This is a genomic window from Rhizobium sp. Root1204 (genome assembly GCF_001424965.1).
Taxonomy (GTDB): Bacteria; Pseudomonadota; Alphaproteobacteria; order Rhizobiales; family Rhizobiaceae; genus Pararhizobium.
In genome coordinates this window covers 94,132-117,759 of sequence record NZ_LMCZ01000006.1, presented here as the reverse complement: position 1 = coordinate 117,759, position 23,628 = coordinate 94,132, and the positions used below count along the sequence as shown (strand labels likewise).

General features: G+C 60.2%; 16 protein-coding genes. 7 read left to right on the top strand and 9 right to left on the bottom strand.

What is annotated here, in order from left to right; all coding sequences use genetic code 11:
• Positions 1 to 131: 131 nt before the first annotated feature.
• Positions 132 to 953, top strand: coding sequence for a lytic transglycosylase domain-containing protein (locus ASC96_RS08120; protein WP_060502528.1), 822 nt, complete (start codon positions 132 to 134; stop codon positions 951 to 953).
• A 150-nt stretch (positions 954 to 1,103) separates the two neighbouring features.
• Here ASC96_RS08120 and ASC96_RS08115 read toward each other — a convergent pair whose 3' ends face one another.
• Together ASC96_RS08115 and pdxY are read right to left on the bottom strand one after the other, a co-directional pair.
• Positions 1,104 to 1,745, bottom strand: coding sequence for a carbonic anhydrase (locus tag ASC96_RS08115; RefSeq protein WP_060502527.1), 642 nt, complete (start codon positions 1,743 to 1,745; stop codon positions 1,104 to 1,106).
• Between the two features lie 214 nt (positions 1,746 to 1,959).
• Complete coding sequence (pdxY, locus tag ASC96_RS08110; protein WP_060502526.1) at positions 1,960 to 2,835, bottom strand: pyridoxal kinase PdxY; 876 nt, start codon at positions 2,833 to 2,835, stop codon at positions 1,960 to 1,962.
• A 284-nt stretch (positions 2,836 to 3,119) separates the two neighbouring features.
• Between pdxY and ASC96_RS08105 the strand changes: the two genes are divergently transcribed.
• Positions 3,120 to 7,907, top strand: a complete 4,788-nt coding sequence (locus ASC96_RS08105) for an NAD-glutamate dehydrogenase (protein WP_060502525.1) — start codon at positions 3,120 to 3,122, stop codon at positions 7,905 to 7,907.
• 43 nt (positions 7,908 to 7,950) lie between these two features.
• On the top strand, positions 7,951 to 9,342 hold the full coding sequence (locus ASC96_RS08100) for an MFS transporter (RefSeq protein WP_244481945.1): 1,392 nt from the start codon (positions 7,951 to 7,953) through the stop codon (positions 9,340 to 9,342).
• Positions 9,343 to 9,386: 44 nt separating this feature from the next.
• Here ASC96_RS08100 and purH read toward each other — a convergent pair whose 3' ends face one another.
• The 4 genes from purH to htpX form a co-directional block, all read right to left on the bottom strand.
• Positions 9,387 to 11,000, bottom strand: coding sequence for a bifunctional phosphoribosylaminoimidazolecarboxamide formyltransferase/IMP cyclohydrolase (purH, locus tag ASC96_RS08095; RefSeq protein ID WP_060502838.1), 1,614 nt, complete (start codon positions 10,998 to 11,000; stop codon positions 9,387 to 9,389).
• A gap of 128 nt (positions 11,001 to 11,128) precedes the next feature.
• Positions 11,129 to 12,814 carry a heparinase II/III family protein gene (locus ASC96_RS08090; protein ID WP_060502524.1) on the bottom strand — a complete coding sequence of 562 codons (1,686 nt, stop codon included), beginning with the start codon at positions 12,812 to 12,814 and terminating at the stop codon, positions 11,129 to 11,131.
• Between the two features lie 207 nt (positions 12,815 to 13,021).
• Positions 13,022 to 14,440 carry an RsmB/NOP family class I SAM-dependent RNA methyltransferase gene (locus tag ASC96_RS08085; protein ID WP_060502523.1) on the bottom strand — a complete coding sequence of 473 codons (1,419 nt, stop codon included), beginning with the start codon at positions 14,438 to 14,440 and terminating at the stop codon, positions 13,022 to 13,024.
• Positions 14,437 to 15,399 (bottom strand): zinc metalloprotease HtpX, encoded by a 963-nt coding sequence (gene htpX / locus ASC96_RS08080; protein WP_060502522.1) that lies wholly within the window; start codon positions 15,397 to 15,399, stop codon positions 14,437 to 14,439. The genes ASC96_RS08085 and htpX overlap by 4 nt, the downstream gene beginning before the upstream one ends.
• A 116-nt stretch (positions 15,400 to 15,515) precedes the next feature.
• Between htpX and ASC96_RS08075 the strand changes: the two genes are divergently transcribed.
• Positions 15,516 to 15,716 (top strand): DUF1674 domain-containing protein, encoded by a 201-nt coding sequence (locus ASC96_RS08075; protein WP_112834679.1) that lies wholly within the window; start codon positions 15,516 to 15,518, stop codon positions 15,714 to 15,716.
• Between the two features lie 14 nt (positions 15,717 to 15,730).
• Positions 15,731 to 16,420 carry a thermonuclease family protein gene (locus ASC96_RS08070; protein WP_244481943.1) on the top strand — a complete coding sequence of 230 codons (690 nt, stop codon included), beginning with the start codon at positions 15,731 to 15,733 and terminating at the stop codon, positions 16,418 to 16,420.
• Here the strand turns inward: ASC96_RS08070 and acs are convergent.
• Entirely contained in the window at positions 16,395 to 18,344 is a 1,950-nt protein-coding gene (gene acs / locus ASC96_RS08065) for an acetate--CoA ligase (RefSeq protein WP_060502520.1), read from the bottom strand. The two genes, ASC96_RS08070 and acs, sit on opposite strands and share 26 nt — an antisense overlap.
• 236 nt (positions 18,345 to 18,580) lie before the next feature.
• Between acs and ASC96_RS08060 the strand changes: the two genes are divergently transcribed.
• Together ASC96_RS08060 and ASC96_RS08055 are read left to right on the top strand one after the other, a co-directional pair.
• Complete coding sequence (locus tag ASC96_RS08060; protein WP_060502519.1) at positions 18,581 to 19,282, top strand: DUF1013 domain-containing protein; 702 nt, start codon at positions 18,581 to 18,583, stop codon at positions 19,280 to 19,282.
• A 279-nt stretch (positions 19,283 to 19,561) separates the two neighbouring features.
• Positions 19,562 to 20,593 carry a purine nucleoside permease gene (locus tag ASC96_RS08055; protein ID WP_060502518.1) on the top strand — a complete coding sequence of 344 codons (1,032 nt, stop codon included), beginning with the start codon at positions 19,562 to 19,564 and terminating at the stop codon, positions 20,591 to 20,593.
• A gap of 157 nt (positions 20,594 to 20,750) precedes the next feature.
• Here the strand turns inward: ASC96_RS08055 and ASC96_RS08050 are convergent, their stop codons facing one another.
• Positions 20,751 to 22,658: a propionyl-CoA synthetase gene (locus tag ASC96_RS08050; RefSeq protein ID WP_060502517.1), complete on the bottom strand. Its 1,908-nt coding sequence runs from the start codon at positions 22,656 to 22,658 to the stop codon at positions 20,751 to 20,753.
• Positions 22,659 to 22,774: 116 nt separating this feature from the next.
• On the bottom strand, positions 22,775 to 23,434 hold the full coding sequence (locus ASC96_RS08045) for a YggS family pyridoxal phosphate-dependent enzyme (RefSeq protein WP_060502837.1): 660 nt from the start codon (positions 23,432 to 23,434) through the stop codon (positions 22,775 to 22,777).
• Positions 23,435 to 23,628: the final 194 nt, after the last annotated feature.

The following is a 23,628-nucleotide window of genomic DNA, read 5'->3' as shown; positions in this document are numbered from 1 at the left end:
GTTTTTTCATAGTCAAAAGGAGGATTCACGTGAAACACGCCCTCCCGATACTGTACCAACGTCGTGACAGAAACCGCAAAGACTGGCATTTTGCGGACACAAATTTGGATTCAGGCAATACGGGGTATTTCATGCGCAAGGCAAAGTGCGTACTGGCAGGTTTCACGGCGATGGTCGCGGCGGCAATTCTGCCGTCGATGGCATCGGCTGCGCAATGCAGCAACACATCGGCAGGCTTTGATGCCTGGGTCGAGAACTTCAAGGGCGAAGCCGCAGGACGTGGCATCAGCCCGGCGGTGCTGAACAAGGCCTTTGCCAACGTCACCTACAACAAGGCGACGATCCGCGCCGACCGCGGCCAGAAGAGCTTCAAGTTGTCGCTCGACCAGTTCATGCAGAAGCGTGGCGGCCAGACGATCATCTCGCGCGGCAAGAAGATGAAGGCGCAGAACGCCGCCCTCTTCAACTCCATCGAAAACCGCTACGGTGTACCAGCCGGCCCGATCATCGCGATCTGGGGCATGGAAACCGGTTTCGGCGGCTTCCTGGGCAAGGAACACACGCTCTCGGCCGTCGCGACACTGTCGTTTGACTGCCGCCGTTCCGACTTTTTCACCAACCAACTCTATGCGGCGCTAACCCTCGTGCAGCGCGGCGACCTCAGCCCCGACGCCCGCGGTGCAGCGCATGGCGAAATTGGCCAGACGCAGTTCCTGCCGGCCAATGTGCTGAAATACGGCGTCGATGGTGACGGCAACGGCCATATCGACATGGTCCGCTCCAAGGCGGACGCACTTGCCTCGACCGCCAACTTCCTGCGCGGCCACGGCTGGAGCGCCGGCGCCGGCTATCAGCCCGGCCAGCCCAATTTCGGTGCGATCCAGGGCTGGAACGCCGCCAGTGTCTATCAGCAGGCAATCGCCATCATCGGCGCCGAAATCGACGGCCGCTGATCCGCAACGCAGTTTTAGGAATAAAAAAATCCGCAGCCCGGGAAACCAGGCTGCGGATTTTTATTTGACGTCGAGCGGCAACGCGGGATCAGGCGCAGATTGCCGGCATCGCAGATGTCTGACGGCCATGTGTGCCCGCCGCGCGGAGGTTCACATTCCCGGCCGGCCGAAATCACCGCTCTTGGCGTCCATAACCCAAAGCTCACCGGTCGAAATATCGAACCAGGCACCGTGAAGCTGCAGTTTGCCGCGCTGTTCGAGGATTTGAACGCACGGGAAAGTCCGCAGATTGGCAATGGAGTTGCGGATGGACACGCGTTCCAGCGCCCTCTGGCGCTCACCGGCGGTCATCACCTCGTTGCTCTGGATCTGTTCCGCAGCCGGCTTCAGAAGGTGCATCCAGCGGCCGATGAAATCCCCCGGCGAGAGCGGCTCGGCATTGACATCGAGCGCAGCCTTGATGCCACCGCAACGGCCATGGCCCATCACGACGATATCGCTGACCTTCAGAACCTGTACCGCAAATTCCAGCGCCGCCGATGTCGAGTGATAGTGACCATCCGGCTCATAGGGCGGCATCAGATTGGCGACGTTTCGAACGACGAACAGTTCACCCGGGCCACTATCGAAAATGGTTTCCGGCGCCGCACGGCTGTCACAACAGGCAATGACAAGCGTTTTCGGTTGCTGACCAGTTTCCGCCAGGGCCTTGTATCTCTGTTGCTGCTCGCTGAAGCGGCCGCTCATGAAGTTGTTATAGCCCTTCAGCAACTGGCTCGGGAAACGCTGCATGTTCGATCACTCCGCTCTTTGAGTTAGTGGACATTTACAAATGCTCATGCCGACAGCCCGCGACATATCATCTTTGTGCGCCGCACACAGGCAAATTTACGGCAGCCCACGCCGCCGGTGATATCCGTGAAACTCTCCGTATCGTTTGCTTTGGGTGGAAACGGTTTATTCGCTCAAGGCATGTGCTGGCAAGAGGTAGATCGGCCGAACGATATCAAGAGCGCCGTTTCTGCCCGGGATGCAGCAATCGCCGCATCTGAACCATGGCCATCGGCGTCGCCAGACTGGCGGCATCCCGCTCCAGCGTTAGTTCATCGGCACCGCGCTTGCCAGTGCGGGCAATGATCTCGAAAACGCTCGCGGTCGCCAATTGCAGCGCCCGCTCCTCGTTCAACCCTTCCAGAAGCCGGGCAACAAACAAAGCCGCCAGGAGGTCGCCGGTCCCGTTCGGCGGATTGTCGATCAGCCGGTGTTCGGCCAGCAGCGCATGATTGCCGGACAGGTAGAGATTGCCGGTGCCCCCCTGCATCATCGGGATGGCCGAGGTGACGAGCATGCGCGACGGCCCGAGCGAAAGGGCCGCCTCGAGAATTGCAGCATTTGTTTCAAGTTCCACGCCACAAAGCCAGGAAAGCTCGAACCGGTTCGGCGTGGCAAGCGAGGCAAGCGGCAGCAAACGGTCGCGCATCGCAATGGCCGTCGCCTCCGGGACATAAAGCCCGCCCGCATCGCCCATCACCGGATCGCAGGCATAGAACAAATCAGGGTTCTTCACGCGCAAGGCTTCAACGAGGCGGGCAACGCCCTCTGCCTGGTGGGCTCCAGCGAGATAGCCGGACAGGACCGCGCGGACTTCGCCCGTCCACGGCGCGCGGATCAGATCGTCGATCAACCGGTCGAAATCCTCGGCACCCACCGTCACCCGCGTCGACGGACCATGGCCGGGATGCCAGGGCAGGATAACCGTCGGCACAGCCCAGACCGGATAGCCCAGCGTCTCAAGCGCAAAGACGGCTGCGCGATTGCCAACGGATCCGCGAATCACATGGCTGGAAATGACGATGACGGCGCCGGGGGCAGGCTCGGACATTTCTGATTTTCCGCTGTTTCGACCTGTCCAGATCGCCCGACAGTCATGCCGCTGTCAACTGCGGCTGCCAAAAGATCGGAAGGCTCATTTCGGCCTCGTCCATGAGGACAATGAAATATGCGAATACAACCGATTGAATTCGAAAATCGGCGAGAACTTGCCGAAAATTTCATAAAGCCATTCCGATTTGGATCAATCTGACCGAAAAATGGCCACAAAAACAATCGCTATGGGCAATTCTTCTGGTAGGTTCGGCCAAAATGGTGATTGCGGGGAGTTACGTCATGGGCACCAAATACAATCCGAAAAAAGACCGTCATTTCGAAGCAGTCAGTGAAGCCGGCAAGGTCCTGGGGCTAAAAATGCTCGCTCCGGAAATCCTGTTTCGCCGCGCCAGCCATGATGATCTGGATGCCTATACGCCGGAGATGCTGGCGCTGACCGCCGCCCACGCGCTGACGGCGATCAACCGCAAGGAAAGCGACCGTCCGGTGATCAGCGTGGAGACCATCGAGGGCATTGCCCCCAATGGCGACGACGTTTCGGTTCTCTCCGTGACCGATCGCAACATGCCATTCCTCTACGACTCGATCATGGGTGAGGTGACCAGCACCCATCGCGACATTCTTCTTGCCGTGCATCCCATTCTGGTTCTTGAGGCCGGGAAGCCAGCTAAGATCTTCGATCCGGAAGAGAAGAGCGATCCGGCTACACGGATCAGCCATATCCAGATTCATATGACCCGCCTGACCGGCACCGAGGCCGAAGACCTGAAGGAGCGGATTGCCAACGTGCTATCCCAGGTTCATCAGGCAGTCGGCGACTGGACCCCGATGACGGCGCTGCTCGACCAGGCCATGAACGAACTGGAAAACCACGCACCAAGCCGCAAGAAGGGCGACCGCGATGAGGCGCTGGCTTTCCTGCGCTGGCTACGCGGCAACAATTTCACCTTCCTCGGCATGCGCGAGTATACCTATTCCGGCAAGGGCGACGATGCCGTGGTGGAACGCGGCGAGGGCCGGGGCCTCGGGATTCTCTCCAATCCCGATGTGCGCGTACTGCGCCAGGGTAAGGATGCCGTGCTGACGACCCCGGAAATCCTGGCCTTCCTCAACGGCCCGGATTTCCTCATTATCACCAAGGCCAATGTCAAATCGGTCGTCCACCGCCGCGCCTATATGGACTATATCGGGGTCAAGCGTTTCGACGAGGCCGGCAATGTCACCGGCGAACTGCGCATCGTTGGCCTGTTCACGTCCAGCGCCTACACGAGGCCTGCCGCAGACATTCCGCTCTTGCGCTTCAAAGTCGAGAAGATCGTCGATCATTTCGGCTTCGATCCGCAGAGCCATTCCGGTAAGATGCTGACCAATACGCTCGAATCCTATCCGCGCGACGACCTGTTCCAGATCGACGTCAGCCTGCTGGCCAGTTTCTGCGAACAGATCAACGAACTGGCCGACCGGCCACGAACCCGGGTTCTGCCGCGTATCGACCATTTCGATCGTTTCGTTTCCGTTATCGTCTATGTTCCACGCGAACAGTATGATTCGGATGTCCGTGAAAAGATCGGGCTCTATCTGAAAACCATCTATGACGGCCGCGTCTCCGCCTATTACCCGGCTTTCCCGGAAGGCGGCCTTGCCCGCGTGCATTTCATCATCGGCCGTTCCGGCGGCAAGACGCCGCGCGTGGCGCAGGCAAAGCTTGAAGACGCGGTTCGCGATATCGTCACCCGCTGGATCGACCGGTTCAATTTGCTGGCCCGTCATGACGGGGTGTCGATCTCCGTCAACGCCGCCTATCAGGCAGCCTTTACGCCAGCCGAAGCCCATAGCGACCTCGCCGATATCGCTGCATGCTCCCTGGATGACCCGATCCGCATCGCCTTCTACCAGAAGCGTGGCAAGGGCCCAGAATCGCTTGAACTGAAGATTTTCCATGCCGGCGAACCGGTCTCGCTCTCGCACCGCGTTCCATTGCTGGAAAATCTCGGCTTCCGGGTCATCAGCGAACAGACCCATGACATTATCGTCTCCTGCGCCAAGGGCGGTGATCGCCTCGTTGTTCTGCACGATATGGAATTGATCCATCGCGATGGGCACCTGCTCAATCTCGACAAGACCGGCCCGATGCTGGAGGAAGCCTATCTTTCCGCCTGGAACGGCGTCATCGAGGATGACAGCTTCAACCGGCTGATCCTGCTTTCCGGCCTGAGTGCCCGCGAAGTCACGGTGCTGCGCGCCTATGCGCGCTATCTGCGCCAGACCGGCATCACCTATTCGCAGGGTTACCTCGCCGATACGCTGAACAAATATCCGGCCATCGCTACAAATATCTTCAAGCTTTTCGTCACCCGCATGGACCCCACGCTGGAAGATAAGCCGAAAACGAAGCGTACGACAGCGCTGAAAGCAGCGATCGAGGAGGCCCTGAACGCCGTTCCGAGCTTGGACGAAGACCAGATCCTGCGCCGCTACGTCAACGCCATCGAGGCGACGCTGCGTACCAACTATTTCCAGCGCGACGCCGACGGTAATCCGAAGGTGATGCTGGCTTTCAAGCTCGATCCGAAGATCCTCGATGGCCTGCCGGAGCCGCGGCCTTTCCGCGAAATCTTCGTCTATGGCACCCAGGTCGAAGGTGTTCACCTGCGCTTCGGCAAGGTGGCCCGTGGCGGATTGCGCTGGTCGGACCGTTCGCAGGATTATCGCACCGAAGTGCTTGGCCTGGTCAAGGCGCAGCAGGTCAAGAACGCCGTCATCGTGCCGGTCGGCGCCAAGGGTGGCTTCTATCCGAAGCAACTGCCCGCCGGCGGCACCCGCGACGAGATCTTCAAGGCCGGCACCGAGGCCTACAAGACCTATATCCGCACCATGCTGTCGATCACCGACAACATTGTCGGCCAGGACATCGTGGCACCGGCCGATACGCTGCGGCTGGATGGTGACGACCCCTATTTCGTCGTTGCCGCCGACAAGGGCACGGCAACCTTCTCCGACACGGCCAACGGCCTCGCGCAGGAAGCCGGCTTCTGGCTGGACGACGCCTTCGCCTCCGGCGGTTCTGCCGGCTACGACCACAAGAAGATGGGCATCACCGCGCGCGGCGCCTGGGAAACCGTCAAGCGGCATTTCCGCGAGATGAACATCGATATCCAGACGACGCCGTTCAGTGTCGCCGGTGTCGGCGACATGTCGGGCGACGTGTTTGGCAACGGCATGCTTCTGTCGGAGAAAATCCGCCTGATCGCCGCCTTCGACCATCGCGACATCATCATCGATCCTGATCCGGATATCGAAAGATCCTTTGCCGAGCGCAAGCGCATGTTCAACCTGCCGCGCTCGAGCTGGCAGGACTATGACCGCTCGACGCTTTCGGACGGCGCGATGATCATTCCGCGCACGGAAAAGTCGGTAACGCTGACGCCACAGGCGATGGCAGCGATCGGCATCGAGAAAAGCCAGGCGACACCGTTCGAAATCATGACGGCGATCCTGAAAAGCCAGGTCGATCTGCTCTGGTTCGGCGGCATCGGCACCTATGTGCGCGGCGCGACCGAAACCGACGCTGATGTCGGCGACCGCGCCAACGACCCTATCCGCATCACCGCTGACGATGTCGGCGCCAAGGTGATCGGCGAGGGCGCCAATCTGGGTGTTACCCAGCGCGGCCGCATCGGCTTTGGCCTCAAGGGCGGGCGCTGCAATTCCGACGCCATCGACAACTCCGCCGGCGTCAATTCGTCCGACGTGGAAGTGAACATCAAAATCGCGCTCGCCTCTGCCATGCGCGACGAGCGGTTGACACGCGCCAAGCGCAACACGCTGCTCGCTTCGATGACTGACGAAGTGGCGGCACTGGTGCTGCGCAACAACTACGAACAGTCTCTGGCGATCTCGCTGACGGAAATGCTGGGTGCCGGCAACCGGACGGCTCTTGCCCGGCTCATGACCCGGCTGGAAGCCGACGGCCATCTCAACCGCAAAGTGGAGGTGCTGCCGAACGATCTGGCCCTGAGCGAGCGCTACCAAAGCGGCAAGGCCCTGACACGCGCTGAAATTGGCGTACTTGTGTCCTATGCCAAGATCGTGCTGTTCGACGAAGTCGTCGCCAGTGAACTGCCGGACGACGACTATCTCGCGACAACACTACGTGATTACTTCCCGGCGAAAATGCACAAGGCGCATGCCAATGACATCAATGAACACCGGCTGCGCCGCGAGATCATTGCCACGGTTCTCGCCAACGACGTCATCAATCGCGGCGGGCCGGCTTTTGTCAGCACACTGATCGACCAGACGGGCTTCATGCCGGCAGACGTGGTCAAGGCCGCAGTTCTGACACGTGACGGCTACGACCTGAAGCGCATCTATGGCGACATCGACGCGCTCGACAACGTCATCAGCGGCGCGGTGCAGAATGAGCTCTACCAGGAGGCGGCACGTATCTTTGCCATCGTCACCGAACGGACGCTCAGGACCAAGGCAATGCAGGCGCCGCTCGGCGAGGCGATCGAGCAGCTGCGCGAAGCCTTGCAGAAACTGAAATCGGCCCTGCAAAGCTCGATTCCCGAGGACGCAAAGGCGGATGTACGGCAAAGGGCCGACTATTTCATCGAGCGCGGCGTGCCGCCGGCACTTGCCGAAGAAATCGCGGCTCTCGCCGTGCTGACCTTCGTGCCGGAGATCATCCAGATCACCGCCGATACCGGCGTGACGCTGGCACGCACGGCACAGAGCTACTTTGGCGTAACCCAGAATCTGCGGATCGCCCGGCTGCTCGCCGCCGCCGAGCGGGTTTCGGCAACCGAGCAATACGAGGCCATGGCCCTTTCGCGCAGCATCAACGACATCTCTACCGCGCGCAAGGACATCACCATCGCGGTGCTGACGAACAAGAAGGATGAGCGCAATCCCGTCGGCGCCTGGCAGGACAGCGATCTCAGCCGGATTTCCCGCGTGACCGACCAATTGACCCAGCTGACGGAAAAGGGAGAAACCACGCTCGCCAAGATCACCGTCGCCGCTGGCCTCTTGAGCGATCTTGCGCAGAACAGGATGAGGTGACACTGTCCGCGCCAGACGGGGCGGGCAGACGGTGGAGAATCAGGTGAGCAGCATCTCGGTGGAGGCTGGCGACGAGCCAAAGGTATCGCGCGCTGGCCTCGGCGGCTGGATGCTGTTCGACTGGGCGGCCCAGCCGTTCTTCACCGTGATCATCACCTTCATCTTTGGCCCCTACTTCGTCTCGCGGCTGACCGACGACCCGGCTTACGGGCAGGCGATGTGGGGCTATACGCTGACCATCTCCGGCATCGTCATCGCCGTGTTGTCGCCGGTACTCGGGTCGATCGCCGACCAGACCGGCGCGCGAAAGCCCTGGATCGCATTCTTTGCCGTCATCAAGATCATTTCACTGGCGCTCCTGTGGTTCGCCGTGCCGGGATCGTCGCTGATCTATCCGTTCATCTTCATTATTCTGGCCTCGATCGCAGCGGAATTCTCGATTGTTTTCAACGATTCGATGATGCCGCGCCTGGTCGGCGAAAAAGAGATCGGCCGTATCTCCAACATGGCCTGGGGGCTTGGCTATCTCGGCGGCATGATAGTCCTGATTGCCGTTGTCACGCTACTTGCCGGAAGCCCGGAATCCGGCAAAACAATTCTCGGAATAGACCCGCTGTTCGGGCTTGATCCGGCAACTGGCGCCGATGCGCGGGTCACGGGGCCGATCTCAGCCCTCTGGTATCTGGTTTTCATCCTGCCGATGTTCCTGTTCACGCCCGATGCCCAGAAGGCCGCTATGCCGGCTATGACCGCGGTGCGCGCCGGACTGACTGAACTGCGCCATACGATCGGCGAACTGCGCCACCGCTCCGGAATCCTGCGTTTCCTGATTGCCCGGATGATCTTTCAGGACGGGGTCAACGGCCTTTTGGCGCTGGGCGGCACGTTTGCTGCCAGCATGTTTGCTTGGCAGACCGTCGAGCTTGGCGTCTACGGCATCATTCTTAATGTCGTGGCGATCGGCGGCTGCCTCTATGCCAGCCGGCTCGATGCAAAACTCGGCTCCAAGGTGATCGTTACCGTCAGCCTGATCTGCCTGACCATCGCCACGCTCGGCATCGTCTCGACTGGACCCGGCTACACATTGTTCGGGCTGCTACCGCTGCCAACCACCGATTCCGGCGCGATGTTCGGCACGGCAGCAGAGAAGGCCTACATCGTCTTTGGCCTTCTGGTCGGGATTGCTTTCGGTCCGGTCCAGGCCTCGTCCCGCTCCTACATGGCGCGCAGTGTCAGCGCCGATGAGGCAGGGCGCTATTTCGGCATTTACGCGCTCTCTGGCCGTGCAACGACCTTTCTGGCGCCCGCCGCCGTTGCCACCGTTACCCTGATGACGGGATCGGCCCGCATCGGCATGATGGCCCTGGTCGTTTTTCTGGGTGCCGGCCTTCTGATCCTCATCCGCACGCCTTATCCGGCGAATAAGCCCGCATAAAAAAACCCGCCGGAAGGCGGGTTTCTTAGCCGGTGATTGATGGATCAATGCCGGAAATGGCGCATGCCGGTAAACACCATCGCCACGCCAGCCTCATCGGCGGCGGCGATGACTTCCGGATCGCGCATCGAGCCACCCGGCTGGATAACGGCAGTGGCGCCAGCTGCGATCATCGACAGCAGACCATCGGCAAACGGCAGGAAAGCTTCCGAGGCAACGGCGGAACCGCGGGTGAGCGGCGCAGCAAGTCCGAGCGCCTTGGCGGCTTCTTCGGCCTTCAGGGCGGCGATGCGGGCTGAATCCACACGGCTCATCTGGCCCGCACCGATGCCGACGGTCTGACCGTCCTTGGCATAGACGACAGCGTTGGATTTCACATGCTTTGCCACCTTGAAGGCGAACTTCATGTCTTCCAGTTCCTGCGCTGTCGGTGCGCGCTTGGTGACGACCTTGAGATCGAGATCCTCGACCATGCCATTGTCACGCGTCTGCACCAAGAGGCCGCCGGACACCGTCTTTGCCGTCAGGCCGGGTATGCGCGGGTCGGGCAGAGCGCCGGTGATCAGCAGGCGCAGGTTCGGCTTGGCGGCGATGACCACCTTGGCGACGTCGCTGACCGACGGGGCGATGATGACTTCCGTGAACAGCTTGACGATTTCTTCCGCCGTGGCGCCATCCAGCTCCTGGTTGAGAGCGATGATGCCACCGAAGGCGGAGGTGGAATCGCAGGCAAGCGCGCGCTCATACGCCTCGAGCAGGGTCGCGCCGGTCGCCACGCCGCAGGGGTTGGCATGCTTGATGATGGCGACGGCCGGGGATTTTGCAACCGGGAACTCGGCAACCAGCTCGAAGGCGGCGTCGGTGTCGTTGATATTGTTGTAGGAGAGCTGCTTGCCCTGCAGGAGCGTCGCTGTTGCTACGCCCGGGCGGTTTTCGCCGGTGATGTAGAATCCGGCTTTCTGATGCGGGTTTTCGCCGTAGCGCATCTCTTCCTTCAGTACGCCGCCGATGGTGCGGTGAATCGGCATTGGCGTATCCAGCACCTCGGCGAACCAGCCTGAAATGGCGGTATCATAGGCGGCGGTGCGGGCGTAGGCCTTGGCCGCCATCTTCTGGCGGAAGGCGAAGGATGTGGCGGCACCGGCGCCCAGTTCGGCCAGAAGCCCCGCATAATCGGAGGCGTCGGTGATGACGGTGACATAGGCGTGGTTCTTGGCCGAGGCACGGATCATTGCCGGGCCGCCGATATCGATATTTTCGACCGTCGTCGGATAATCGCCGCCCTTGGCGCGGACATCCTCGAAGGGATAGAGATTGATCACGGCCAGATCGATGCCGGTAATGCCATGCGTCGTCATCGCCTGGACATGATCTTCGTCATCGCGGATCGCCAGAAGCCCGCCATGGACGCCAGGATGCAGCGTCTTCACCCGGCCATCCATCACTTCCGGAAAACCGGTGAGTTCGGACACGTCGGTGACCGGCAGGCCGGCATCGGCGAGAGCCTTGTGCGTGCCGCCGGTCGAAACAAGATGAACGCCCTTCTGGTGCAGGGCGCGCGCCAGATCGACGATGCCGGTCTTATCGGAAACGGAGAGGAGGGCGGTGCGGACAGTGACCTGATCCGGGGCGGGAATCTTCTTGGAGGCGACAGCCATCATCAAGCTCCTTGGCTTAGGCGCCGGATATCGGGAGGGTCTTCCGGCAAATGTCCGCCTGCCGTTAACACAGCTTTTCACCTGAAGAAACCGCAGTCACGGCAATGAGCGCTCTACCAAGGATATTGTCACCCTTCGCGCGAAAAAATCCACTGGATTTCCGGCTGTGAGGCCGCCGCGAAGGTGACGGTCAGTTGCGACGACTTCCGAACGCCGGAGGGATCGGCAAAGAAGATATCTTCCTCGACCAGAACCTCGCCGTCGCGGCACGTGAACAGCCAGACTTCGCCGTCCGGCGCGCTCAGATAGACCTCATGAGCGCTGTGCTGGCGGATATTGATCGACGGATGAATATGAAACCGGGCAACGGCGACGGCGCTGTTGCTTTGCGCCGGTTCCGAACCATCCGGCTGAAACAGCCGGTCGCGGCCGCGAACCGCATTTGCCTGGCCGTTGACGCTGATGTCGCGCTCGTGCAGCAGGCCAAAGGCCTGCGCGTAGCCATCATGGCTGGCGATGACAGCATCCGGCTGGCCTGCGCGTTCCTCGCGGCGGACCGCAACCTTGGAGACGCCGCCGGTGACGATGGGGCCGAGAAACCCCGACTGCGACAGGCGTGACGACGAGCGGTCATTGATTGTTACGGTCGAATGCGCCGCAGTCGAGCGCGCCAACTGGCGGAATCGTTCGCCGGCAAACTTTGGTGATCCGGAATTGATCACGAACCGGTGTCGGCCCGACGACATTTCGAACGACAGGCAACCCGCATGTGCCGTGCGCGACAATTCCGGCGACAGCGGCTTTCCGGTATCCATGATGACGACGACATTGTTATGCGCTAGCCGTTCATACTGAAGATGCGGCAAGGCCTTGAAGGGCGCACCAGCCGTTTCGTCATAGCGCAGGACGGCCATCAACTCATTGGCGAGCGTCGAGGTGGCGCCGTTGAACAGAGCCAGTTCACCTCCCTCGTGACGGAAGAACCGCAGCGCCGGATACATCCGGTCGATGCACGGGATCAACTTTGCCGGCACCTCATGACCGAGATTGACATAGGTCTGACGCAACGGCAGCAGGTCGATCAGCAATTCCAGACCCGTGCGCGGGTTACGCGAACTGTGGCCGCCATCGGGAAGAATTTGCCGGTCAAGCTCCACATCGAGATTGCGGGCGGCTTTGCGGATCGTCGCCTCGGACGCCGGCATGGCAACAGAGGCCATGGCGAGCGCGATCCGCGCGCGCAAGCGCGCGTCGCCGTCGCAGGTCGTGTCGGTTATGTGGCGCAGATAGCGCACCTGGAAGGCAAGGCTTTTCAGGAACCGCCGATAGAACGGATGCTCGGCATTGCGCAGGATGATCGGCGAATGTGACAGCCAGGCAATCAGGCGTTGAGAAATGATATCCGCTTCCCATGCTATACCGCCGATGTAGCGCCCGTGCGTGATGATCCAGTCATTGACGATATGGCGCAGATGCGCAAACGCCTCATCTTCCTTGACCGTGCGCATATGCCGGACCCAACCGAAGGAATGCAACCTTACGGCGAATTCATGCGATGGAAGATCTATCTCGAATGGCGATTCGCCCGCCGTATCCAATACGCGGCCCGCCAACGGGAAGCGGCCTTGCAGAATTTCCTGCGCCACGAAAGGATCAATGGCGCGCAGGTCGGTGGGAGCGACGATCAGCCGGTCAGGCGCTGTTCCGGTAAAGCGGAATGCGGTGTTGCGGCCCAAGGCGAGGCGGCGCGAGAAGCGGCGCCAGCCCTCACGCGCATACAGATAAAGAAGCCTTTGCCGGTCTGAAATCTGCATTTTCGACGCCTGCGCGTCTCCCTACTCCCGAACTGGCTTCATGCGGCATTGAAAACCGGAATGAGTGCTGTCCGTACCGGATACTCCAGGACGGTGATCGTGCCTGAAAAACCGTTAAACTTTTATGGATCGTACCCGTATTGTTTAGGGCAAAGGCACAAGGAGCGTCAATTGACGCCCGTCATGTGCCTGTTGACAGAGATGTCCCTAAATCTTGCGGCGCAGGACGACGGCATAAAAACCATCGAGACCACCTGCGAACCCGTCCTGCGGATCGATCATGGCCGGCGTGGTGCGGAATTCGCCGAGCGAAGTCACCGCATTTTCGAGACCAGGCCAATCCGCCGGGTTAATCGCTACCCGTTCGCAATGGCCATCAGCCAGGACGCGTTCGGTGACGACTTCGCCTTCGCGTGTATCCAGCGAGCAATTTGAAAAGACCACAAGGCCGCCGGGCTTGACCAGGGTCAGGGCATGACGCAGCAGCTTTTCCTGCAAAACGGCCAGCTTTTCGATATCCTCCGGCCCCTTGGTCCACAGAACATCCGGATGGCGGCGGATCGTGCCGGTCGAGGAACAGGGCGCATCAAGCAGGGCGGCATCGAACAGCTCTTCGGTGCGGAAATCAGCCATGTTGATTTCCTGGGTGGTCGCTTCCAGCCCCAGACGGGCAAGATTGCCCTGAAGCCGCTTGAGGCGGCTCGCCGATTGATCGAGTGCCGTCACCTCGGCACCGGCGAGAATGAGCTGTGCCGTCTTGCCGCCGGGTGCGGCGCAGAGGTCGATGACACGCTTGCCAGCAAGGGGGCCGAAAAGCCTGGCGGGAAGGGCGGCGGCGGCATCCTGTACCCACCATTCGCCATCATCGAATCCGTCCAGCGAAGGAACCGCGCCGGAAAACCCGGCAAGACGCACAGAACCGGTCGGCAGAAGGCGGCCATTCAGCCGCTCCGCCCAGCTCTCCGGGTTGGATTTGACGGTCAAATCGATAGCAGCAGGGGTCAAAAGTGCGTCGGCGATGCGGCCTGCCTCGTCGGCACCGTAATAGGAGACCAGCCGTTTGTGGAACCAAGCCGGAATCGCCGGGATCTTTTCACCGATATTTTCAAGCAGATCCCGCTTTTCGCGGGACATGCGGCGCAGCACGGCATTGACGAGACTGGCGAAACGCTTGTTGCGCGGATCGATCTGCGCTTGCTCGACTGCAAGATCGACGGCGGAATGATCGGGAATATCCAGATAGAGGATTTGCGCCGCGGCCACCGTCAACACATGATCAAGCGCACGGGCGCCTTCCGGCAGCGGATTTTGCAGCAAGGAGCCGATCATCGCCTCGATGCGCGGCAATTGCCGCAGGGCCGAGTTCAGGATCGCGCGAACCAGCGCACGGTCGGCCTCATTCAGCTCGCGATAGACCGGATTGCCGTTGCCGGCATCCAGCATGCCATCCAGCGAGGTTTTGCGATCGACAACGGCGGCAAGCATTTTAGCGGCGGCCTGCCTGGCCCGGATTCCGGGCTTGTCACTGCGTTCGAACGCCGGATTCTCCGAACCATCGCCGCGCGAACGGGCAGGGCGTTTATTTCGTTTCGGGCGCGAATCATTTCTATTGTCGTCAGACGTCAAGACCAGGGACCTTTTTTCGGTGGTTCAGAACCACCGCGACCCCAGCCTGTCGGCGGCACGGAGCGCGATTTGCGCACGGGATTATCAGCCCTGACCGGCCGCGTCGAGACCGGCTGCATTTCTTGCGCCATCTGTTGCAAGGCAGCGATGCGGTTTTCCGTCGCCGGATGGGTGGAGAACAGGTTGTCCATGCGCTCCCCCGACAATGGATTGATGATAAACATATGCGCCGTGGCCGGATTGCGTTCGGCTTCGGCGTTCGGCACCTGATGGGCGAAATTGGAGATTTTGGCCAGTGCCGATGCCAGGGCCAAAGGCTTGCCGCAGATCTCGGCACCGCGCCGGTCGGCCGAATATTCACGCGTCCGGCTGACGGCCATCTGCACGATCATCGCCGCGAACGGCGCGACGATCATCGCCACCAGCACACCGATGAAGCCGAGCGGATTGTTGTTTTCACGATTGCCGCCGAAGAAGAAGGCGAAATTGCCGAGCATCGAGATCGCGCCGGCAAGCGTCGCCGTCAGTGTCATGGTCAGCGTGTCACGGTTTTGCACGTGAGCCAGTTCATGCGCCATGACGCCTGCTACTTCATCATAGGTCAACGCATTCAACAACCCGGTGGATGCGGCCACCGCAGCATTTTCGGGATTGCGGCCGGTGGCAAAGGCATTCGGCTGCGGATTATCGATGACGTAGACCTTCGGCATGGGCAGTCCGGCGTTCCCCGCGAGATCACGGACGATACCGTAATATTCCGGGGCTGTACGCTCGTCGACTTCCTGGGCGCGGTACATGCGCAGCACCATGCTGTCGGAGTTCCAGTAGGAAAAGAAGTTCATACCGGCCGCAATGACAAGCGCGATCATCATGCCGCCCCTTCCGCCGATGAGGAAGCCGACCGCCATGAACAACGCGGTCATGAAGGCCAGAAGCATCGCGGTGCGCATCAGGTTCATCAGTCAGATCTCCAAAGTTGCCGATGTTTCACGTGAATCATGGTTTCGCTTGAACAAAGGTTTCCTATATGATGGGGACATTAGGCGCATTCTTCAACTTTTTCGCGGAAATTCGCATGCAAAACGACAACGACAATTCGGCACTGGAGCCGCGCAAACCCCTTTCGCCCGCAGCAAAGCGCGCGCTGGCCGAAGCTGACGAACGCCGCAAGGCGCAAAAGCCGGTCGAACTGCCGGAAGAACTGGGCGGGCGTGGCGGCGCGGAGCCATCGCGCTTTGGTGACTGGGAGATCAACGGCCGGGCAATCGATTTCTAAGGAAATAATTCCTGTTGATCTGCCGTCATGAACGGTATATTTTCCTATTCATGATGTTTCGCTCGATCCCGTTTTCCGTCGCCACTCTGGCAACCATTTCCCTGGTCGGCTCTTCGCATGCCTCTGAATCCGGCAAACGAATCGAAATCGCCGGGCCGGTGACTGCAGACGTCATCCGTGTCATCGATGGCGACACAATTCTGGTGGCGGCGAAACCCTGGCCGCAACAGACCATGGAAGTCTATGTCCGGCTGCGCGGCATTGATGCGCCGGAGCTTAAATCGGCCTGCGCAGCCACGCGCGATGCCGGACGGCAGGCGCGGTCAGCGCTTGCAAGCCTGACCAGCGAACAGGGCGAAATCCAGTTGACGCATATTTCCGGCGACAAGTATTTTGGCCGGGTCGTCGCCGATGTCAGCCTTTCGGATGGGCGGAATCCGGCTCAGGAAATGCTGCTGGCGGTTATGTCTCGCCTTATGATGGCGGACGAAAATCAAAGGCCTGTACGTCGTTTTGGTGAATCAGCGGGGTTATCCACTTCTCCCCAGCGGGGAGAAGTGCCGAACGGGTGCGAGGCGATGGGGGGCACGGCACATTACGAGCGCTTGGTCCCTCATCCGGCTTCGCGCCACCTTCTCCCTATGGGGAGAAGAGGGAACATGCTGACCTTTCAGCGCTCTATTTCTTGTTTTGACGGTTGGTGATCAGGTCATCGACAACCGCCGGATCGGCGAGCGTCGAGGTATCACCGAGCGAGCCAAAATCGTCTTCGGCGATCTTGCGCAGAATACGGCGCATGATCTTGCCGGAGCGGGTTTTTGGCAGGCCGGGGGCGAACTGGATCTTATCCGGCGAAGCAATGGCGCCGATTTCCTTGCGGACATGGGTGACCAGCGCCTTGCGCAGATCGTCCGAACCGGTTTCGCCGACCATCAGCGTCACGTAGCAATAGATGCCCTGGCCCTTGATGTCGTGTGGATAGCCAACAACGGCGGCTTCCGAGACCGAATCATGGCTGACAAGCGCTGATTCGACTTCCGCCGTGCCCATGCGATGGCCGGAGACGTTCAACACGTCATCAACGCGGCCGGTGATCCAGTAATAGCCATCATCATCGCGGCGGCAGCCGTCACCGGTGAAATACTTGCCCTTGTAGGTGGCAAAATACGTCTGGATGAAGCGCTCGTGATCACCATAGACGGTGCGCATCTGGCCCGGCCAGCTGTCGGTGATGCAGAGATTGCCATCGGCCGCTCCCTCGATCACCTTGCCTTCGCCATCGACCAGCTGCGGCTGCACGCCGAAGAAGGGGCGGGTGGCGGAGCCCGGTTTCAGGGCAGTCGCGCCGGGCAGGGGGGTAATCAGGATCCCGCCGGTCTCTGTCTGCCACCAGGTATCGACCACCGGGCATCGGCCGTCGCCAACCACGTGATAGTACCATTCCCACGCTTCAGGATTGATCGGCTCGCCGACCGAGCCGAGCGTGCGCAGGGATTTGCGCTTCGAGCGGGTGACGAAAGCGTCGCCTTGACCCATCAGTGCCCGTATGGCGGTCGGTGCGGTGTAGAAGATGTTGACCTGATGCTTGTCGACCACGTCCCAGAGACGGCCGGCGTCCGGATAGGTCGGGACGCCCTCGAACATCAGCGTCGTGGCGCCATTGGCCAGCGGACCGTAGACGATATAGGAATGGCCGGTGACCCAGCCGACATCGGCGGTGCACCAGTAGATGTCGCCTTCGTGATAATCGAAAACATATTGATGCGTCATCGACGCATAGACGAGATAACCGCCGGTCGTGTGCAAGACGCCCTTCGGCTTTCCAGTCGAACCGGACGTGTAGAGGATGAACAGCGGATCTTCGGCATTCATCGGTGCCGGCGGACAAATCGCTTCGACGTTGGCGACGGCCTGATGGTACCAGATATCACGCTCGGAGAACCAAGCGATCTTGCCGGCTGTGCGGCGAACGACGATCACCGACGTGACCTCGACGCCGCCGCGCGAAGCGATCTCGATAGCCTGGTCGGTATTGGCTTTCAGCGGGATCGGCTTGCCGCCGCGCAGGCCCTCATCGGCAGTGATGACGACCGTGGATTCGCAATCGACGATACGGCCGGCCAGGGCATCCGGCGAAAAACCGCCGAAAACGATCGAATGCACCGCACCGATGCGCGTGCAGGCGAGCATCGCATAGGCGGCTTCCGGGATCATCGGCATGTAGATGGTGACGCGGTCGCCTTGTTTGACGCCGTTTGCCTTCAGCACATTGGCGAGGCGGCAGACGTGCTCATGCAGCTCGCGATAGGTGATCTTCTTGTCGTCATACGGATTATCGCCTTCCCAGATGATCGCCACCTGATCGCCGCGCTTTTCCAGGTGTCGGTCGATGCAGTTGTAGGAGACGTTGGTGACGCCATCCTCGAACCACTTGATCGACACATCACCGTCGAACGACGTGTTCTTGACCGTCGTGTAGGGCTTGAACCAGTCAATGCGCTTGCCATGCTCGCCCCAGAAAGCTTCAGGGTTTGTGACACTTTGCTGGTACCACGCCTGATAGGTCGCATCGTCGATAAGCGCGCGCTTGCGGGCGGATTCCAGGATCGGATAGGTTTTGGCAGACATGATGATTTCCTCCCTGCACAGGCAGTTTCAGGCGGCGCATCTCCTCGCGCTCGCCCGCTTCGGGCGCCATACATATCAGGTCAAGGCACGGCGTCCATTAGACAAAAGGTCATTTCTTCAAGAAGAATTGCATTTCTGAGAGGACGAGGGTATAGAGGCGCTAATTTCCCGGAAATTAAGTGGTTACACCCCCACGGCCCGCGACACCGGCGCGGACGGACAGAAGGACTATATCCATGGCTCAACAACTGCTTATGCCCAAAGCGACGGCCGTATGGCTTGTTGACAACACTGCCCTGTCGTTCGAACAGATCGCCACGTTCTGCAAGCTGCACCCGCTGGAAGTCAAGGCAATTGCCGACGGCGAATCCGCGCAGGGCATCAAGGGCCTCGATCCGATCGCCACCGGTCAGCTGTCGCGCGACGAGATCGCCCGCGCCGAAGCCAATCCGAACCACAAGCTGAAGATTTCCGAACCGAAGGTTCGCGTCCCGGACAGCAAGCGCAAGGGCCCGCGCTACACCCCGGTTTCCAAACGCCAGGACCGCCCGAACGCCATTCTGTGGCTGGTACGCAACCATTCTGAACTGAAGGATGCCCAGATCTCGCGTCTCGTCGGCACCACCAAATCGACGATCGAGCAGATCCGCGAGCGCACCCACTGGAATTCGACCAACCTGACAGCCATGGACCCGGTTACGCTTGGTCTCTGCACGCAGATCGACCTCGACCTGGAAGTTGAACGCGCCAACAAAGGCCGTCCTTTGCCAACCGCAGCCGAACTTGGCGCCACTCTGGAAGCCTCGAAGGAAACGGAAAAGCTGCCGTTCTCCTACGATCGCGAAGAGGAAAAGGAAATCGACGCCGACGCCGTCTTCTCCAAGCTCAAGGCCCTCAAGTCCGATCGCAAGGACGAAGACGAAGACGACGCCTTCTGATTGGAGAATATAGTTTCCAACAACAAAACCCGGATCGGCTGATCCGGGTTTTTTGTTTTCTGCGGCATGTACTGACGGTTAAAACGGCAATCTGCCTTGGGAAGGCTCAAATAGATCCGGCAACAATCGCCGGAGCGGCTCAACTGGCCACATACCCGGGCTTGCGATCATTCCAGCGATGGGGAAGGATAGCGGGCACGAATCTTGCTTCGCTCTCAGTATCGGTCTGCCCCGCCTTGGGGCAAATCGTTTCCCTTCACGCCAAATCCAGGATCCCGCATGCCTCGTCTCCTTTCCGTCCTCGCGCCGATCGCGGCTGCAGCCTCGGCTGTTCTTTCCACGGCCACGATCGCTTCCGCCGCAGATGCCGTTGCGCCAAAAGTTCTCGTCGTCACCATGTTCGGCGAAGAAGCCAAACCCTGGATCGAAGCGCGCAAGCTTGAGACGAAGATAAAGGTTCCGGGCCTTTCGAAGGAATATCCGGATGTCGCCTGCGACGCCGAGGGCCTGTGCGTCATGACGACCGCCATGGGCTTCGCCAATGCCGCAAGTTCCGTATCCGCCGTGGTCTACAGCGGTCTTTTCGACCTCAAGCAGACCTACATCCTGATCGCCGGCATTGCTGGCGTCGATCCGAACGACGCAACACTCGGCTCCGCACTCTGGGCTCGCTATGCCATCGATGGCGGCTTGCGGCACGATATCGACCCGCGCCAAATTCCCGCCGACTGGCCAAACGGCATGGTCGCGCTGGGCGCCAAACATCCGGGCGAGAAACCCAAATGGGGTTCGGGAACCGAAGTCTACAAGCTCGACGAAGCATTGCTCGAAAAAGCGTTTGCGTTGACAAAGACGATCGAACTCGCCGACGGCGACAAGGCAAAAGCCTACCGCGCCACCTACCCGGCAGGCCCGGGCAGCAGCGCCCCGATCGTCGCGATCTGCGACACGGTCTCCATCGACACCTACTGGCATGGCTCGAAGATTGCCGAGGGCATGCAGGAATGGGCGTCCTTGGTGACCGACGGCAAGGCGAACTATTGCACCACCCAGATGGAAGACAACGCGTCACTGACGGCACTGCGCCGAGGCGCTGACGCCGGACTTGTCGATTTCAACCGGATCGCCCTTTTACGCACCGCCTCCAATTTCGACCGCGAGGCACCGGGACAGACAGCTGTCGAATCCCTATCGGCAGAGTCCGGCGGCTTTCTTCCCTCCACCGCCAATGCCTACCGTGTCGGCTCGACATTTGCGAATGCCGTCATCACTGATTGGGCTGAATGGTCAAAGGGCGTACCCGGCAAATAATGGCAACAGAGATGCACCCGATCGCCGATGGCGATCGGGTGTCCGGCATCCATGTGGAAGCAGAGTTTTGGAGCCCACTGGCCAGCGGAGCCTCACCTCTCTCCGATCGAGGCTCTGACCATCATCCCGGACTCCGGCTAATGGTCGTTGCCTGTTGCTAGAGACCGATACCGCGCGTCTGCAGCACCGCGGCGATTTCGTCGAGCACGGCCGGATCGTCGATGGTCGCCGGCATCTTCCAGTCTTCGTGATCGGCAATCTTCTGCATCGTGCCGCGCAAGATCTTGCCCGAACGCGTCTTGGGCAGACGCTTGACGCAGATCGCCATCTTGAAGGCTGCCACAGGGCCGATGCGCTCACGAACAAGACCAACGACCTCCCTCTCGATATCGGCTGTTTCACGGGAAACATTGGCATTGATGACCAGGAAACCGGCGGGCACCTGACCCTTGATCGGATCGGCAATGCCGATGACCGCGCATTCGGCCACATCGGCGTGGCTGGCGCAGATTTCCTCCATGGCGCCGGTGGAGAGGCGATGGCCGGCGACATTAATGATATCGTCGGTGCGCGACATGATGAAGATGTAGCCATCCTGATCGATATAGCCGGCGTCGGCCGTTCGATAGTAACCGGGGAATTCGGCAAGGCACGTGTCGTGAAACCGCTGATCGGCGTTCCAGAATGTCGGCAGGCAACCCGGCGGCATTGGCAGCTTGATGACGACATTGCCCAGCGTTCCGGATTCCACGGGGTGACCGGCGTCATCCAGCACCTGCACGTCATATCCCGGCAGCGGCACGGCGGCAGAGCCATACTTCACCGGCAGCAAACCGAGCCCGATCGGGTTTCCGGCCACGGGCCAGCCCGTTTCCGTTTGCCACCAATTGTCGATGACGGGAACACCGAGTTTCTCTTCTGCCCAGGCGACCGTATCCGGATCGGCGCGTTCGCCCGCCAGAAAGAGGGCCTTAAAACTCGACAGGTCGTAACGGTGGATCAATTCGCCCTGCGGATCCTCCTTGCGGATGGCGCGAAAAGCAGTCGGCGCCGTAAACAGCGTGGTCACGCGATGCTGTTCGATCACGCGCCAATAGGCGCCAGCATCGGGCGTGCCCACCGGTTTTCCTTCATAGAGGATTGCCGTCGAGCCGTTCAGCAGCGGCCCATAGACGATGTAGCAGTGGCCAACGACCCAACCGATATCAGATGCCGCCCAAAACACCTCGCCCGGCTTGATACCGAAGAAATGCTGCATAGACCATTTAAGCGCGACCATGTGGCCGCCATTGTCACGCACGACGCCTTTCGGCTGGCCCGTAGTTCCCGACGTATAGAGGATATAAAGCGGATCAGTGGCCAGAACCGGCGTGCAGGGCACGTCGGCGCCTTGCTGTTTGGCTGATGTAACAGCGGCGGCGAAGTCTATGTCGCGGTCCGCTTGCAACTCGGCCTTCAACATGGACCGTTGAAAGACAAGGCAATGCTCCGGCTTGTGCCGGCTGATCTCGATCGCCGCATCGAGCAACGGCTTGTAGGCAATCGTTTTACCAGCCTCGATGCCGCAACTGGCCGATAGGACCAGCTTTGCCTCGCAATCGGTGATGCGGGTTGCCAGTTCACTCGCCGCGAAACCACCGAAAACAACGGAGTGAGTGGCACCAATACGGGCCGAAGCGAGCATGGCGAACACGGCCTGCGGGATCATCGGCATGTAGATGATGATCCGGTCGCCCTTGCCTATCCCCAGATCGCGATAGACGGAAGCGAGCGCCACGACCTCATCAAGCATGGCCCGGTAGGTCCAGTGTTCGACGGTGCCGGTCACCGGACTGTCGTAAATCAACGCGTTCTGATCGCCGAGCCCCACTGCTACCTGGCGATCGAGGCAATTGAAACAGGTATTGGTTTCACCCCCGGGAAACCAGCGCCCGTAAACGCCCTGACCGGGATCGAAAACCCGATCGAACGGCTGGAACCAGTCAATCTCGCGGGCTGCTTCGGCCCAGAATGCCTCCGGCTCCTGTTTCCATGCACTGTAAACACCGGAATAGCTGCTCGCCATTGCCGTCTCCTCCACTTCCATACCGGATGAACCGGCCTCCGCAGAGAAGCATAGGAGATTGCCGGAGCAGGGAGAAGCCAGACGAAAGCGTTAGACCTTCAGAACGAGCTGACGGTTCAGCGTGTCCCGAAGATCGCCGAGCCGACACGAACGCTGGTGGCGCCAAACTGTACGGCAATATCGAAATCGCCGGACATACCCATGGAGAGCTTTTTCAGGCCGCACCGTTCTGCAAGCTTGGCAAGCAGCGCGAAATGCGGGCCGGGATTTTCATCCGCCGGCGGAATGCACATCAACCCTTCCACCGGAATGCCGATCGTTTCTCTGCACAGTGTGACGAAAGCCACGGTATCATCCGGTGCGATGCCTGCCTTCTGCGGCTCAAGCCCGGTATTGACCTGGACATAGAGGCGAACGGGCTTGCCTTGCCGTGTGATTTCCGCCGCAATGGCACGAGCGATCTTCTCGCGATCGATGGTCTCGATAACATCGAATAGCGCTACGGCATCCGCCGCCTTGTTGGATTGCAGCGGGCCGATCAGATGAAGCTCGATGTCAGCGGTTTCCGCCTTCAGCTCCGGCCACTTCCCCTGCGCTTCCTGGACGCGGTTTTCGCCGAAAGTCCGCTGGCCTGTTGCAATCACGGGACGGATAGCATCGGCATCGAAGGTCTTGGAGACCGCAACCAGCGCAGCGGTTCCAAACGGACGACCAGCGGCATCCTCTGCATCGCGAATCCGGCTCAAGACATCATTCAACCGTTCTTCCACGTTCATCGCCATCATCTCCATCACTTTCAGCCTGAGGGGCGCAATAGTCAAACTGAACAGGACTGCCAAGCCGTAATCACCGGATGTCGGCCAAATGCTTCAAAGTTTTGCCTCAAAGCCTTCCAAAACTTGACGCTACGCTTGTTTCATGGTGAAGGTCACGCCAAATATCCAGGGGACTGATTTCCCCTCGCCCAATT

What these genes read in the sequence shown, in the direction of transcription:
- ASC96_RS08120 (WP_060502528.1), top strand. Translation starts at nt 132, where the DNA reads ATGCGCAAGGCAAAGTGCGTACTGGCAGGTTTCACGGCGATGGTCGCG.
- ASC96_RS08115 (WP_060502527.1), bottom strand. Translation starts at nt 1,745, where the DNA reads ATGCAGCGTTTCCCGAGCCAGTTGCTGAAGGGCTATAACAACTTCATG.
- pdxY (WP_060502526.1), bottom strand. Translation starts at nt 2,835, where the DNA reads ATGTCCGAGCCTGCCCCCGGCGCCGTCATCGTCATTTCCAGCCATGTG.
- ASC96_RS08105 (WP_060502525.1), top strand. Translation starts at nt 3,120, where the DNA reads ATGGGCACCAAATACAATCCGAAAAAAGACCGTCATTTCGAAGCAGTC.
- purH (WP_060502838.1), bottom strand. Translation starts at nt 11,000, where the DNA reads ATGGCTGTCGCCTCCAAGAAGATTCCCGCCCCGGATCAGGTCACTGTC.
- ASC96_RS08090 (WP_060502524.1), bottom strand. Translation starts at nt 12,814, where the DNA reads ATGCAGATTTCAGACCGGCAAAGGCTTCTTTATCTGTATGCGCGTGAG.
- htpX (WP_060502522.1), bottom strand. Translation starts at nt 15,399, where the DNA reads ATGAACCTGATGCGCACCGCGATGCTTCTGGCCTTCATGACCGCGTTG.
- ASC96_RS08075 (WP_112834679.1), top strand. Translation starts at nt 15,516, where the DNA reads ATGCAAAACGACAACGACAATTCGGCACTGGAGCCGCGCAAACCCCTT.
- acs (WP_060502520.1), bottom strand. Translation starts at nt 18,344, where the DNA reads ATGTCTGCCAAAACCTATCCGATCCTGGAATCCGCCCGCAAGCGCGCG.
- ASC96_RS08060 (WP_060502519.1), top strand. Translation starts at nt 18,581, where the DNA reads ATGGCTCAACAACTGCTTATGCCCAAAGCGACGGCCGTATGGCTTGTT.
- ASC96_RS08055 (WP_060502518.1), top strand. Translation starts at nt 19,562, where the DNA reads ATGCCTCGTCTCCTTTCCGTCCTCGCGCCGATCGCGGCTGCAGCCTCG.
- ASC96_RS08050 (WP_060502517.1), bottom strand. Translation starts at nt 22,658, where the DNA reads ATGGCGAGCAGCTATTCCGGTGTTTACAGTGCATGGAAACAGGAGCCG.
- ASC96_RS08045 (WP_060502837.1), bottom strand. Translation starts at nt 23,434, where the DNA reads ATGAACGTGGAAGAACGGTTGAATGATGTCTTGAGCCGGATTCGCGAT.